The organism is Spirillospora sp. NPDC049652, assembly GCF_040675125.1.
Classification (GTDB): domain Bacteria; phylum Actinomycetota; class Actinomycetes; order Streptosporangiales; family Streptosporangiaceae; genus Spirillospora.
On record NZ_JBFAOF010000108.1, the window covers coordinates 1 to 13,252 of the forward strand.

The following is a 13,252-nucleotide window of genomic DNA, read 5'->3' on the forward strand; positions in this document are numbered from 1 at the left end:
GGCTACTCGCCGCTGGCGACCGGGCTGGCGTTCGGCGTCCTCGGGCTCGGCACTGGCGCCGATGATGTGGTCGAAGTCACCGTCGGCGACGCGCCGGGAGGCGGCGCGCAGCGTCCGCAGCGGCCGGTCCACCGCGTAGTGCAGCAGCACCGCGAGCATGATCACCGTGAGGATCAGCACCGCGAACAGCGTCGTCAGCGTCCAGTTCCGCAGCAGGCGGGTGTGCCGCAGCTCGGCGCGGCCGTCGGCCCGCGCCTTGGCGAGGTCGCGGTTCTGGGTGTCCCAGGTGGCGCGGACGGTGTCGAAGGCGGGCTTGCCGTGGGCGGCGATGGCGGACGCCTTGGAGCCGGGCCCGTTCTTGGTGACCTGCTCGATCACCACAGTGCCGTAGTCGCGGCGCCAGTCGGCGAGCGCCCGCTGGCTCGACTCCAGGTCGGCGCGCAGCCGGGGTTCGTCGGCCAGCAGCTCGCGGAGCCGCTGCGCCGAGTTCTGCTCGGCGGACAGCCCGTCGGTGTAGGGCTCCAGGAACCGCTGGTCGCCGGACAGGGCGTAGCCGCGGACGCCGGTCTCCTGGTTGAGCATCGCGACCTGGAGGCGGCTCGCCTCGACCTGGGCGGGGGCGATGGTCTCCACCAGCCGGTCCGACGCCCGGGCCGTCCGGCCGAGCTGGCCGTTCACCACGATCGCGGCCGTGACGGTCAGGACGCCGACGAGCACCGCGGCGAGGACGAACCACGACCGGACGGTCAGGCCGCCCCATGCGGAGCCGCCGCGGGGCGTCGCCGCCACGGCGTCGTCAAGGCGGACGGAAGTCCGAGGCGCCGGCGGCCTGGCGGGCTGCGCGTCCGCCGGGCCCGTCGCTGAGGGCTCCGCCCGCGCGGGCGCCGGCTCGGGCAGGGGCTCGTCCGCCGCGGAGGCCTCCAGCGGCTGGGACCTGTTGCTCATCGGGTGTTCCATCCCAGGTGGAGGACGGCGACGTCGTCGTCGAGGCCGCCGTGCTCGAAGGACGCCGCCTCGACGTCGGTGATCACGGCGTCGACGAAGTCGTCGGGGGCGCGGTGGCAGTGGCGGTGGGCGACGTCGAGCAGGCCGGTGACGTCCAGCCGGGCTCCGTCGGCGTCGATCTGGCCTTCGAACAGGCCGTCGGTGAAGAGCACGAGCGCCTGCCCGGGGTGCAGCGGCACCTGGTGCTCGCGCCAGCTGTCGAGGCCGGGGGCCATGCCGACGCCCAGCGCGCCGGGCGGCTCCATCAGCCGGACCTCGCCGGGCGCGTGCAGCAGGAAGCCCGGGTGGCCGGCCCGCACCACCCGCGCCACCGGCTCGTCGGGTGGGAGCGTGACCGTGGTGAGGGTCACGAACATCTCGTCGTGACCCTGCTCACCGACCATCAGCTCCTCCAGCAGCTCGACGAGCTGCGGTCCGCGCATTCCGGCCAGCACGAACGCCCGCCACGCCACGCGCAGGCTCACGCCCAGCGCCGCGGACGCGGGGCCGTGGCCCGCCACGTCCCCGATCACCGCGTGCACCAGGCCGTCCGCGGTCTCGACCACGTCGTAGAAGTCGCCGCCCAGCAGCGAATGGGCCCGGCCCGGCCGGTACCGGGCGACCACTCCGAGCCTCGGGTTGGTCACCCTGGGGATGGGCAGCAGGCCCCGTTCCAGGCGGTCGTTCTCGGCCGCCCGCATCTGCTCGGCCTGCAGCGCGGCGACCGCCTGCTGCACCTGGCGCCGCTGGACCGCGTACCGGACGGCCCGGCCGAGCCGGTCGGGCTCGAGCTGCGCCTTGGCCAGGTAGTCCTGCGCGCCGGCGGCGACGGCGGCCATGCCCGCCTGCGACTCGGCGAGGCCGGTCAGGACGACGACGGCGGCGCCGGGCGCCCACTCCAGGACCTGGTCCAGGACCTTCAGGCCCTGCTCGGCGCCCAGGTGCAGGTCCAGCAGCACGCAGTCGGGCACCGGCCCGGAGGTGAGCCGGGCGCCGGCCTCGGCGAGCGACCGCACCCAGTCCAGCGACACCTCGAGGCCGGTGTCGTCCAGCGTGTCCTCGACCAGCAGCGCGTCCGCGGGGTCGTCCTCCACCAGCAGCACGTTCAGCCGGCCCAGCCGGGCCACGGCGCCGGCGGCGGTGTCGCCGGCCGGACGTGGCGGCCCCGGTTGGGTCGGCAGCCGCGAGCCGGTCAGCTCAGCCCGATCCGACACCGAAGCCCCTCTCATCCGTCCAGTGCCCTTCGGCGTCCCGTTTGTTACCGCAGCGCAGATGATAGTTGCCCGGTGACGAACATGCGCCTCTGTCCACCGAATGACCCCGACCTGGGGCTTTGCGGTGGCCAGAGCCGACAGATGATCATAATCGGTGGCCGGGGCGCGCGTGGCACCGAAAGGGTACCGATCGCATCGGGGCCCGGGGGCGGGCGTCCATGCGGCGGCTGACCAGAGAGGCAACCGACGCGCCTCCCGTCGTGTCAGGCGGCCCTCCGGTGAGGCCGTCATCGTGCCGATGACGGCGGGCGCCGGCACCTCGACCCGCTCCTGGGCTGAGCGGAGCGGATCCAGCGCCCTCTACCCCGGAGGATCACCTTCTAACGCGCCCGGGTGTGATGATCACCTCTCTCGGGCGGCCGTGGGGGAACGGTCAGTGGCGGCCCTTGCGGCTGTGCCGCCGGACCATCGCCATCCGCGCCGCCACGAGCACCGCCACGACGACGATCAGACCGATCACTATGAGAATCACATGGCCGGCCTTGAAGTAATAGGCCAGGCCGCTGATCACGGCATGCAGAACGAACGGCATCTTCCCCCCTTGAAGACTGCCTACCCCGGGAGGCCCGACCCCACCCCGGCCCAAGGTTCATGCCCAGGTGAAGCCCGCTTTTCCCCTACGAGAGCCAGAGCCCCGGCCATTTCTCCGCCGCGAAGGGGCGCGCGGTCCCGCCGTTTTGATCAGCCGAGGGGAGGTGCCGAGGGCCGAGCGGTTGACCTGGAGCGCGCTCCAGTTTGCAGACTTCTGCCCGTCCTGACCAAGGAGGGGCTGATGACGGAGTTGAACCTCGCGCTCGGAGCGATGCGCTTCGGCAGTGAGACCGACGAGCGGACCTCGTTCGCGATCCTCGACCGGTTCGCCGACGCGGGCGGCACGCTCGTCGACACCGCGAACTGCTACGCGTTCTGGACGAACCCGGAGCGGGTGGGAGGGCACAGCGAGCGGGTGATCGGCGCGTGGCTCGCCCAGCGCCCCGGCATGCGCGACCGGGTGCGGCTCAGCACCAAGCTGGGGGCCCTCCCGGTCGGTGACGGCGAGTGGCCGGGCAACCGGGAGGGCCTGTCGGCGCCGGCGGTCAGGTCGGCGGTGGAAGGGAGCCTGCGGCGTCTGGGGACCGACCACGTCGAGATGCTCTGGACGCACATGGAGGACCGGTCGGTTCCGCTGGAGGAGACCGGCCGGGCACTGGCGGAGCTGGTCGAGGCCGGGAGCGTGGGACGCCTCGGAGCGTCCAACCACGTCCTGTGGCGTGTCGAGCGGTCCCGCCGCATCGCCGAGGCCAACGGGTGGGCGGGCTACACCGCCCTCCAGCTGCGGCACTCGTACCTCAGGCCGCGTCCGGGCGCTCCGGTCCCCGGCCACAACCACCGTCTCGGCTGGGTGACCGACGAGACCCTGGACTACGTGGCGTCCGAGGACGACCTGGCCCTCTGGGCGTACACGCCGCTGCTGAACGGCGCTTACACGCGCGACGACCGTCCGCCGGCCGAGGCGTACGACCATCCGGGGACCACCCGCCGGCTGGCGGCGCTGGCGAAGGCCGCCGACGACCTGGGCGTCACCCGCAACCAGGTCGTCCTCGCGTGGCTGACCGGCGGCACCCCGCCGGTCACCCCGATCGTCGGGGTCAGCACCCTCGCCCAGCTGGACGAGGCCGTGGCCGGCGCCGCCCTCGTCCTTCCCGCGGACGTGCGCGCCGAGCTCGACGCCGCGGTGTAAGGCCGTCCGGCCGTTTCCAGTTCGGTCAGCGCGCGTCGGTGGCCGTGGCGCGTGCTCGGTCGTGCGCCGCGGCGCGGGGTGTGGCGTCCTCTCCGGTGCTCGGCGGGTCGGTCTCCGGGACGGATGGTCCGGCGGGCTCCGGGGCGGCCACCGCGCCGGGCAGGTCCCGGCGGCTCTTGAGCGGGCCGATGAGCAGGAGCAGCGGCGAGGCGGCCATGGTGGCCGCCATGACCCACAGGGTCGGGCGGATGCCCGCCGCCTCGCCCAGCGCGCCGCCGAGCAGGCCGCCCAGGGGGATGGTGCCGAGGTTCAGGAACATCATGCTGACGCTGACCCGTCCCAGCAGTTCGCGCGGCGTGTAGAGCTGCCGGAAGCTGCTGCGGATGACGTTGCTGGACGCCGTCCCGATGCCGATCATCAGTCCGCCGGCGACCAGCAGCGCGAGCCGGGCGCCGGGACCGGTCAGCGGGATGGCGAGCGCGAACGGGACGGTCCCGAACAGCGCGACCAGCAGGCCGCGAGCGGTGCCCAGCCGGGCGGCGACGCGGGTGGCGGTCGCGGCGCCGACCACTCCCCCGACGCTGATCCCCATCAGCAGCGGGCCGACCATGCCCTCGCCCACCCGCAGCTCCCGGACGAGGAAGACCACCAGCACCGCCTGGTAGGCGGTGAACGCCAGGTTGAACACGGCCCCGAACAGGGCGAAGACCCGCAGGTAGGGGTCGCCGGTGACGAACCGCAGCCCGGTCAGGATGTCCCGGCCCAGGGAGGTGCGCTCCCGGGGCTCGACCGGCTCCTCCTCGCCGCGGATGCCGAGCAGGCACAGTGTGGAGACGGCGAACGAGGCGGCGTCGGCGACCAGGCCGCCGAGCACGCCGAGCACCTGGGTGATCGCGCCGGCCAGGCCCGGGCCCGCGACCTGCGCGAACGACTCCGACCCCTGCATCCTGGCGTTGCCCGCGGCGAGGTCCTCCGGAGCGACCAGGGAGGGCAGGTAGACCTGGTAGGCGGTCTGGAAGAACACGCCGGCGACGCCCGTGAGCAGCGCGGTCGCCGCGAGCTGCCAGAAGGTGAGGACGTCCAGCCACGCGGAGACCGGCACGCTGAGCAGCAGCGCCATCGACGCCAGGTTGCAGGCGACCATCAGCGGGCGGCGCGGCATCCGGTCCACCCACGCCCCGGCGGGGAGGCCGACCACCAGCCACGGCAGCCAGGTCGCCGCGGTGAGGAGGCCGACCTGGAAGGTGCTCGCGTGCAGCACGCCGACGGCGGCGAGCGGGATCGCGACGCCGCTGACGCCGCTGCCGATCTTGCTGGTGGTCTCGCCGATCCAGAACAGCCGGAAGTCGCGCCCGGGCCGCCGCGGGGGCGCGGTGAGGACGGCGGTCATGGCGTGGCCGGCATTCCGTAGGCGAACGCCAGGACGGCCTGGCGCTCGCGACCGTCGTCGGGCACCTCGCGGGCGCCCCACTTCAGCAGGACGGCGATCAGCTCCTCGCCCATCGCCCGTAGCTCCTCCGGGGTGAGCAGCAGCCAGCGATCGGCGACGAACGCCGCGTCCACCCACGCGGACGGCTGGTCGGCCAGCAGCCACTCGCGGGCGGCGGCGGTGTGCCGGTCCAGCAGCATCGACTGCACCGTCTGGGCCACCAGCGCGGCGGACGGGTCGGAGGCGTGGTCGCTCTGCTGCCACGACAGGTTCGGCGAGGCGCGCCGCCACCAGCGTTCCCGCCGGTCGCGGGCGAGTTCGGGCGCCTCCTCGATGATCCCGGCCGCGCCGAGCACGCGCAGGTGGTGGCTGACGTTGCCGACCCCCTGGCCGGTGCGCTCTGCGAGCGTGCTGGCGGTCGCCGGGCCGTACGCGCGCAGGATGTCCGCCAACCGCCGGCGCAGCGGATGGGCGAGGGCCGACAGCCGCTCGGAGTCCTTGATCCGGTCTTCGGTCATGGCGGAGATCATGGCATGCACAAGAACTCTTGTACAAATCTTCTTGTGCATCTGCGGACGCCCCGACAGGCGGCAGGGGGAGGGGGAAACGAGAGAACGATCACATGGTCGACAAGATCATCTTTCGGTAGCGTCCCACCCGGCCGATGGCGCGCGCGCCACGCCGCCCGAGCCGGGGCACGCCGTTGAGCGGCCCGCTCGCCCGGGACGACGACCCCTCGGCCGCAGCGATCCCTGACGGACTGTTCATAGGGAGTCAGAGAACGATGGCAGTGAACCCCTCCTCTTCCCGGCGGCGACGGACGGTCGCCCGCGCCATGGCGGCCGCGGCGGTCGTCGCCGGCGCCCTGGCCCCCACCGGCGTCGCCCAGGCCGCGCAGGCGGGCGGCGGCGACCCCTCGCCCGCGATCGTCGGCGGCAGCCCAGCCGACCAGGCCTACCCCTTCGCGGTCTCGCTCCAGTACACGCGCAACGGAGTTCCGGACTCGCACCGCTGCACCGGCTCGCTGATCCGGACGAGCTGGGTGCTCCTCGCGGCGCACTGCGTCCAGACGTCCGGGTCGGACGCCGGCACGTCCGTGCCCATGGACCCCGCGCTGTTCCACGTCCGGGTCGGCTCCAACGACCGGACCACCGGAGGCTCGGTCGCGAACGTCGACCGGATCGTCATCGCGCCGGGGTCCGTCAACTACCCGGACAAGAACCTGGGCAAGGACATCGCACTGATCCACCTCACGACGCCGCAGCCCAAGGCGAACGTCGTCCAGGTGGACAGCAGGCTGCCCAGGGTCGGGACCCCCGTCCGCGAGATCGGCTGGGGCTACACCTCCAACGAGGCGAGCGACCCCAGCCAGCTGCCGACCGTCCTGCAGCAACTCGACACCAAGGTGATCTCGCCGAGCACGACCAAGTGCCATGTCGACGAGAACGGGAGCGACGCCTGGGGCGTCCACGCCGGCGACATCTGCGTGGACAACCCCGAGGGTGTCCGCGGACCCTGCGGCGGCGACTCCGGCTCGCCGCTGCTGACCCGCGTCGCCGGCCGCTGGCAGGTCGAGGGCGTCGACAGCCGCGGCGTGAGCGACATCTGCGGAGGCGGCCCGGACATCTACACCGGCACCGGACCCAACTTCGCCTGGATCAACAGCGTCGTCGGCTGACGACGCCCGGCGGGACCGGGCCGGGCGCGGTGACGCGCCCGGCCCGGCTCGCGTTCCGCTCGTGGACGGGTCGTCCGCCGAGTCCCCCGGACGGGAGCCTCACCGCGGCCGGGCCTTCTCAGTCGCCGCTGGTGAGATAGTCCGCCCGGCCCTCGTCGTCGATCTCGAACGAGCCCTTGGGGATGACGCAGAACTCGTTGCCCTCCGGGTCGGCCATCACCAGGAACCCTCCGGCGTCGTACTCGGTCAGCCGCCGTCCGCCCAGCGCCTCCACCCTGGCCTGCTCCGCCGCCGGATCATCCGATTCCAGGTCCAGGTGCAGCCGGTTCTTCCCGGTCTTGCCGGGCCGGTCTCCGGCGGCGCGCTGGAACCCCACGCCCAGTCCGTTCCTGCGTTCGAGCCACACGTACGGCCCGACCCGTCCGACCACCGGACGGCCGAGAAGCTCGCTCCAGAAGGCCGCCAGCCGCTCCGGATCCCCGGCGTCCACGATCACGCAGTTGATGTCCATGCCCCCAACCTGCCCTACGGCCAGGCGCCCAGTCGAAGAGAACACCCACTGAACCGTAAGGCCGGGAAGCGCGGTGGTCGGCGCGCCTCCCGGCCTCCGCCCGGTGCCGGGTTCAGTGGGTGAGCAGGTGTTCGGGATCGGCGTTCTCGACGGGAGGCGGGGTGGCGGTCTTGCCGCTGCGGAGGGCGAGCGTGACCAGCAGGCCGAGGACCATGCCGCCCGCGGTCAGCAGGACCACGACGAACTCGCCGTCCGCGGTGGCGGAGCGGAGGGCCTCGCCGGTCCGGTCACCGGTGCCGATCTCGGCGAGCGCGGTGAACACCGCCAGGCCGATCGCGTTGCCGATGTTGAGGGCGGTGGACGCGATGCCGTTGGCGACGCCCTGCTCGTGCGCGGCCGTGCCGGTCGCGGCGGCGATCCACATGGCCGTCCAGACGATGCCCTGGCCGACGCCGGAGACGATGAGGCCGGGCACCAGCACGCCGTAACCGGCGTCGGCGTCGAACCCGATCGCCATGACCGCCGTGCCGACGGCCCCGATCGCGAAGCCGATGAGAAGCGTCGCGCGGAGGCCGGCGCGGCCGGTCAGCCGCTCGCCGAGCTGGGTGCCGGTGGCGATCGCCAGCGAGGGGACCAGGAAGGCCAGCCCGGTCTGCAGGGCGCTGTAGCCGTGGACGCTCTGCATGAGCACGGTGAGGAAGTAGGGCAGCACACCGAACGTCGCCATGTAGATGAACGTGACGCTCATGCCGATGGTCAGGCTGCGGTTGCGGAACAGCCGGAACGGCATGAGCGGGTCGGCACTGCGCCGTTCGATGACGGCGAACGCCGCCAGCAGGACGACCGCCAGCACGAACGCGCCGACGACCAGCGGGGCTCCCCAGCCCTCCTCGGGTCCTTCGACGAGCGCGAACACCAGGAGCGTCGAACCGCCGGTGACGGTCAGGGAGCCGGGAAGGTCGAAGCGCCGTCGCGGCCCGCGGGCCGGGTCGGCCGGGATCACCACCGAGGCGGCCAGTGCCACGAGCGCCGCGAGCGGCACGTTGACGTAGAAGACGGCGGGCCAGCCGAAGTTCTCGGTGAGGACGCCGCCCAGCAGCGCGCCGAGGGTGAGGCCGCTCGCGCCCGCGCCGCCCCAGACCGCGAGGGCCCGGTTGCGCTGCGGCCCCTCGGCGAACAGCGTGTTGATCAGGGACAGGGTGGACGGCAGCAGCAGCGCCCCGCCGACGCCCTGCACCGCCCGCGCCACGATGATCGCGGCGGGGCCGGGCGCGAGCCCTCCGGCCAGTGAGGACACCGCGTAGAGGCTGAGGGCGAGGATGAAGACGCGGCGGCGGCCCAGCAGGTCGGCGGCGCGGCCGCCGAACAGCAGGAACCCGCCCGCGAACACGACGTAGGCGCTCACCACCAGCTGCTGGGTCTGGCCGGGGAAGCCCAGGTCGGCGCCGATGTCGGGGAGCGCGACGAACACGATGTTGAGGTCCAGCGCGTAGATCAGTTGCGCCAGCGCCAGCAGGGCCAGGATCCAGCCCGGCCGCCGGGCGGCCTGCGTGGGAACAGCGGACATGCCAGGGGCCGTCCTTTCGGGGTCGAGGGGAACGGGGCGGCGGTCGACGAGGCCGCCCTCCGGACGAACACGGTACGACTGTACGAATACTTGCGTACAGTCGTACCGTCTGGCAAGTTCCCGCGACGACCGTTCGACTGTCGCGGTACGGTGGGATCATGAGGTACCGCCACCCGGACCGCGACCAGATCCGCGTCGACGGAGTGCTGTCGGCGCTGGGACATCCGGTGCGGCTCGCCGCCGTCCGCGTGCTGGACGGCGGCGGCGAGCACAACTGCGGCAGCGTGCTGGCCGAGCTGGGCATCACCGCCAAGTCGACGATGACCCACCACTGGCGCGTCCTGCGCGAGAGCGGCGTCATCGTCCAGGAGCCGTCAGGACGGGAGAACCTGCTGACGCTGCGCCGCGCCGATCTGGACGCCCGCTACCCCGGCCTGCTGGACGCCGTCCTCGCAGGGGCGCGCGCCGACGAGGACGCCAACGCGGCCGGACCCGTCTCCTGACCGTCCGCCGCCTTGCTCTCCGACCGTGCTCACGCGCACGCTCGGAGAGCTGAAGTGATGAGGGCTTCGCCACTCCCCCGGCCGACGCAGGGCGCGCCACTGCGTCCGGCGACCGTCCGGCGCGCCCGTCTCAGCTAGCGGTTACAGCACGCAAACCCCGCGGCGGGGTGTGCTGTGGCACCTCCGACCTGTGCCTGCAAGCTGTTTTGCACCGTTTTATACGGGTAACTCGCCGCCGACTCCCAACGGACGGCGAGGTGACGAGGACATGAAATTTCGGACGGGACTGGCCGTCGGCGCGGGCGGCTCTCTGGCCGCGTACGCCGTCGGCAACACCGTCCGCCGGATCACGGACCGGGTCGTCGCCCGGTACAGGGCGAAGCTGGAACGCGCGGTCCGGCGGCTGGGCGCCAAGGCCGAACACGGTGGCCCGGCGGTCCAGGCCGCGCTCGCGGCGGCGCGCGCCCTCTACGAGGGCAAGTCTCCGGTGCGGGCGCTGCTCAGCGCCGGCTGGACGGCGCTGAAGGAGACGCTCAAGCGCATCTTCGGCGGCGGCGGGCGCGGCAAGCTGACCAACATCGTCGAGCAGATCGACATCGGCGCGCCCTGCCGGCTGGTCTACGACCAGTGGACCCGGTTCGAGGACTTCCCCTCCTTCATGAAGAAGGTGGTGAGCGTCGCCCAGGAGTCCGACGAGAAGCTGAACTGGAAGGCCAGGGTCTTCTGGTCCACCCGGAGCTGGCAGTCGACGATCGTCGAGCAGGTCCCCGACCGGCACATCGTGTGGCGGTCGAAGGCCGCCAAGGGCCAGGTGGACGGCACGGTCAGCTTCCACGAACTGACCCCGGACCTCACCCGCGTCCTGCTCGTCCTGGAGTACCACCCCGGCGGACTGTTCGAGCGGACCGGCAACCTCTGGCGCGCCCAGGGCCGCCGCGTCCGGCTCGAGCTGAAGCACTTCCGGCGGCACGTCATGACCCGCGCGCTCACCGCCCCCGACGGGGTGGAGGGCTGGCGCGGCGAGATCCACGACGGCGAGGTCGTCCGGGCGTCGTGACCGAACCCCAGAACCGACAAGTGCGGAGGGACGCACCATGAGAAGCGGAACGAAGGCGGGCCCCGTGCCCGTCGGCAAGATCGTGAAACGGCTCCCCATCGGCGGGAGCAAGCGCAGCGGGCTGGGCGGCGTCGCCCAGCACCTGCCGAGCGGCCTGCCCGGTGGCAAGGCGCTCGGCGCGACCGGCGGCGTCCTGCTGGGCACCGGCGCGGTCGTCGCGGCGGGCCGCGCCCTCAACCGCCGCAACAGCCAGGACGACGAGTCCGAGCAGAGCGGCGGCTCGAAGGCGAGCGCCAAGACCGACGACACCTCCTCCGGCAGCAGCAGCAGCGGCGACAGCGGCGGCAAGGACTCTTCAGGCGACTCCTCGGACGAGTCGAAGGGCCTGGTCGGCGGCCTCAAGGACGCCGTGGGCGGCGTGCTGGGCAAGGGCGGCGGCGGCAAGGGCGGCGGCGGCAAGAAGGTCAAGGTCACCAACATCGTCGAGCACACCGACATCGGTGCGCCGCGCCGCCTGGTCTACGACCAGTTCACGCAGTTCCAGGAATTCCCGTCCTTCATGAAGAAGGTCATCAGCGTCGACCAGGCGGACGACGAGAAGCTGAACTGGCAGGCGAAGATCTTCTGGTCCAAGCGGACCTGGGAGGCCACGATCGTCGAGCAGGTCCCGGACGAGCACATCGTCTGGCGCTCCAAGGGCGCCAAGGGCCACGTCGACGGCACCATCAGCTTCCACGAGCTGGCCCCGAACCTCACCCGGGTCCTGGTCGTCCTGGAGTACCACCCGCAGGGCCTGTTCGAGCGCACCGGCAACATCTGGCGCGCGCAGGGCCGCCGCGTCCGGCTGGAGCTCAAGCACTTCCGCCGGCACGTGATGACCCAGTCGCTGACCCGCAAGGACGAGATCGAGGGCTGGCGCGGCGAGATCCGCGACAGCGAGGTCGTCAAGACCCACGAGGAGGCGCTCAAGGAGGAGGGCTCCGGCAACGGCCAGAAGGCCAAGCAGGACTCCGCCTCCAAGAACTCCCACGGCGCGAAGAACGGCGCCAAGGAGAAGGAGCGCGAGGAGGCCTCGCACTAGCCCACGGCGGGCACCGCGCGAGACCGACGACAGAACGGCCGGGTCACCCCTCGGGGCGACCCGGCCGTTCCGCGCTGCCGGGCGTGCAGGCTAGGGCCTGTCTCGAAGCGGCCTCAGCCACGCACGGGAACGCGTGACCTGCCCGGTGGAGCGAAGCCGGAGGCGAGCGGAACCGGGCAGATCGCGAAGCGATGCCGCGTTCGCCCAGGCACGGTCACGTAGCGAGCCGCCAGGCGAGCGCAGTGGGCCGGGACTTTGAAACACAGGCTACCGGCCGGTGACGCCGAGGGCGGCGTCGACGATGGAGGCGGTGTCGATGCCGTGGATCGCGTGGGCGTCCGCCAGGTCGCTGGACTGGCCGAACTCCGTCACGCCGAGGCAGCGGATCCGGTCACCGCGCGCCCCCGCGAGGAACGCCAGGGTGTGGGGGTGGCCGTCCATCACGGTGACCAGCGGCGCGGCGCTCTCGGCCGGGAACAGGACGTCGATGATGGCACCGCCGTCCCCGCCGGTGAGCCGGCCGCGGGCCTGCATCGACCGGAACACCAGGTCGGGGCTGGTGAGGCAGACGACACCGGCCGTGATCCCCTGCTCGGTGAGCAGGTCGGCGGCCCGGACGACCTCCGGCATGATCGCTCCGACGCCCACGAGGGTGACCCGCTCGTCGCCGGGAGCGTGGTCGGTGATCCGGTAGCCGCCCGCGACGGCCTGCCGGCGGCGCCGTTCGAGGAGCGGCCCGTCCTCCGGGAGCCGCGCGAGGGACTGGTCGAGCGGGCGGGTCGTCAGCCGGAAGTACGCGGAGGCGCCGCCGGGCACGCCCACGTTCCGCATCGCCTCCAGCAGGCACCATTCCAGGTCCTGCGCGAAGGCGGGCTCCCACGCGACGCAGCCGGGCTGCTCCAGTCCGATCGACGGGGTGGTGATGGACTGGTGCGCGCCGCCCTCGGGGGCCAGGGTCACCCCGGACGGCGTGCCCACGAGGATGGACTGCCCGCCGGAGTAGATGCCGTAGGACCAGGGCTCCAGCGCGCGGGAGACGAACGGGTCGTAGATCGTCCCGATCGGGATGAGGCGCTGGCCCCAGCGGCTCCAGGTCGCGCCGAGCTCGCCCAGCAGCCCCACCAGGTTGACCTCGGCGATGCCGAGCTCGATGTGCTGGCCGTCGGCGGCCTCGGCCCACTTCAGGAGCCGTTCGGGGTCGTCGGCGAACCAGTCCCGGCGGTCGGTGGCCGACCAGACGCCGGTCTTGTTGATCCAGCCGCCGAGGTTGGTCGAGGACGCGACGTCGGGGCTGCAGGTGACGACCCGGGCGGCGACCTCGGGGGCCTCGCGGCTGAGGTCGGAGAGCAGGCGGCCGAAGGCGGCCTGGGTCGAGACGGGCACCCGGTGCCGCCGGCCGAGCGCGTCCGGCACGCTCGCGGGCTTCTCGTGCGTCACCGGGGTCCGCT

The 13,252-nt window shown here is 72.9% G+C and carries 13 protein-coding genes; 5 read left to right on the plus strand and 8 right to left on the minus strand.

From position 1 onward, the window contains the following. The 3 genes from AB0J52_RS10435 to AB0J52_RS10445 all read right to left on the minus strand — a co-directional run. A partial coding sequence (locus AB0J52_RS10435) for a CHASE3 domain-containing protein (RefSeq protein WP_500181296.1) occupies positions 1–789 on the minus strand: 789 nt, incomplete at its 3' end. 152 nt (positions 790–941) lie between these two features. Then, positions 942–2,198 (minus strand): PP2C family protein-serine/threonine phosphatase, encoded by a 1,257-nt coding sequence (locus AB0J52_RS10440; RefSeq protein WP_500181297.1) that lies wholly within the window; start codon positions 2,196–2,198, stop codon positions 942–944. A gap of 433 nt (positions 2,199–2,631) precedes the next feature. Then, on the minus strand, positions 2,632–2,790 hold the full coding sequence (locus tag AB0J52_RS10445; RefSeq protein WP_500181298.1) for a hypothetical protein: 159 nt from the start codon (positions 2,788–2,790) through the stop codon (positions 2,632–2,634). Positions 2,791–3,030: 240 nt separating this feature from the next. On the opposite strand from AB0J52_RS10445, the gene AB0J52_RS10450 reads away from it, so the two are divergent. Further along, positions 3,031–3,978 (plus strand): aldo/keto reductase, encoded by a 948-nt coding sequence (locus AB0J52_RS10450; RefSeq protein ID WP_500181299.1) that lies wholly within the window; start codon positions 3,031–3,033, stop codon positions 3,976–3,978. Positions 3,979–4,003: 25 nt separating this feature from the next. Here AB0J52_RS10450 and AB0J52_RS10455 read toward each other — a convergent pair whose 3' ends face one another. Both AB0J52_RS10455 and AB0J52_RS10460 read right to left on the minus strand, forming a co-directional pair. Next, entirely contained in the window at positions 4,004–5,368 is a 1,365-nt protein-coding gene (locus AB0J52_RS10455; protein ID WP_500181300.1) for an MFS transporter, read from the minus strand. Continuing rightward, a complete protein-coding gene (locus tag AB0J52_RS10460) occupies positions 5,365–5,925 on the minus strand; it encodes an ArsR/SmtB family transcription factor (protein WP_500181301.1) in 561 nt (186 codons plus the stop codon). Before AB0J52_RS10460 ends, AB0J52_RS10455 begins: the two co-directional genes overlap by 4 nt. Before the next feature lie 272 nt (positions 5,926–6,197). Between AB0J52_RS10460 and AB0J52_RS10465 the strand changes: the two genes are divergently transcribed. Continuing rightward, complete coding sequence (locus AB0J52_RS10465) at positions 6,198–7,085, plus strand: S1 family peptidase (protein ID WP_500181302.1); 888 nt, start codon at positions 6,198–6,200, stop codon at positions 7,083–7,085. 118 nt (positions 7,086–7,203) lie between these two features. On the opposite strand, the gene AB0J52_RS10470 is transcribed toward AB0J52_RS10465, so the two are convergent. Together AB0J52_RS10470 and AB0J52_RS10475 are read right to left on the minus strand one after the other, a co-directional pair. After that, on the minus strand, positions 7,204–7,596 hold the full coding sequence (locus AB0J52_RS10470) for a VOC family protein (RefSeq protein ID WP_500181303.1): 393 nt from the start codon (positions 7,594–7,596) through the stop codon (positions 7,204–7,206). Between the two features lie 112 nt (positions 7,597–7,708). Then, positions 7,709–9,163, minus strand: a complete 1,455-nt coding sequence (locus AB0J52_RS10475) for an MFS transporter (protein WP_500181304.1) — start codon at positions 9,161–9,163, stop codon at positions 7,709–7,711. Positions 9,164–9,321: 158 nt separating this feature from the next. Between AB0J52_RS10475 and AB0J52_RS10480 the strand changes: the two genes are divergently transcribed. The 3 genes from AB0J52_RS10480 to AB0J52_RS10490 all read left to right on the plus strand — a co-directional run bounded on the left by AB0J52_RS10480 (position 9,322) and on the right by AB0J52_RS10490 (position 11,804). Continuing rightward, complete coding sequence (locus AB0J52_RS10480; protein WP_500181305.1) at positions 9,322–9,666, plus strand: ArsR/SmtB family transcription factor; 345 nt, start codon at positions 9,322–9,324, stop codon at positions 9,664–9,666. 268 nt (positions 9,667–9,934) lie between these two features. Next, positions 9,935–10,723, plus strand: a complete 789-nt coding sequence (locus AB0J52_RS10485) for an SRPBCC family protein (protein WP_500181306.1) — start codon at positions 9,935–9,937, stop codon at positions 10,721–10,723. 37 nt (positions 10,724–10,760) lie between these two features. Next, a complete protein-coding gene (locus AB0J52_RS10490; protein ID WP_500181307.1) occupies positions 10,761–11,804 on the plus strand; it encodes an SRPBCC family protein in 1,044 nt (347 codons plus the stop codon). 267 nt (positions 11,805–12,071) lie between these two features. Here the strand turns inward: AB0J52_RS10490 and AB0J52_RS10495 are convergent. Beyond that, positions 12,072–13,252: transketolase-like TK C-terminal-containing protein (locus tag AB0J52_RS10495; RefSeq protein ID WP_500181308.1), on the minus strand; the 1,181-nt coding region annotated here is incomplete at its 5' end.

Excerpts from the sequence above, each read along its gene's own strand:
- AB0J52_RS10445 (WP_500181298.1), bottom strand. The coding sequence starts at position 2,790 with ATGCCGTTCGTTCTGCATGCCGTGATCAGCGGCCTGGCCTATTACTTC.
- AB0J52_RS10450 (WP_500181299.1), top strand. The coding sequence starts at position 3,031 with ATGACGGAGTTGAACCTCGCGCTCGGAGCGATGCGCTTCGGCAGTGAG.
- AB0J52_RS10455 (WP_500181300.1), bottom strand. The coding sequence starts at position 5,368 with ATGACCGCCGTCCTCACCGCGCCCCCGCGGCGGCCCGGGCGCGACTTC.
- AB0J52_RS10460 (WP_500181301.1), bottom strand. The coding sequence starts at position 5,925 with ATGACCGAAGACCGGATCAAGGACTCCGAGCGGCTGTCGGCCCTCGCC.
- AB0J52_RS10470 (WP_500181303.1), bottom strand. The coding sequence starts at position 7,596 with ATGGACATCAACTGCGTGATCGTGGACGCCGGGGATCCGGAGCGGCTG.
- AB0J52_RS10475 (WP_500181304.1), bottom strand. The coding sequence starts at position 9,163 with ATGTCCGCTGTTCCCACGCAGGCCGCCCGGCGGCCGGGCTGGATCCTG.
- AB0J52_RS10480 (WP_500181305.1), top strand. The coding sequence starts at position 9,322 with ATGAGGTACCGCCACCCGGACCGCGACCAGATCCGCGTCGACGGAGTG.
- AB0J52_RS10485 (WP_500181306.1), top strand. The coding sequence starts at position 9,935 with ATGAAATTTCGGACGGGACTGGCCGTCGGCGCGGGCGGCTCTCTGGCC.
- AB0J52_RS10490 (WP_500181307.1), top strand. The coding sequence starts at position 10,761 with ATGAGAAGCGGAACGAAGGCGGGCCCCGTGCCCGTCGGCAAGATCGTG.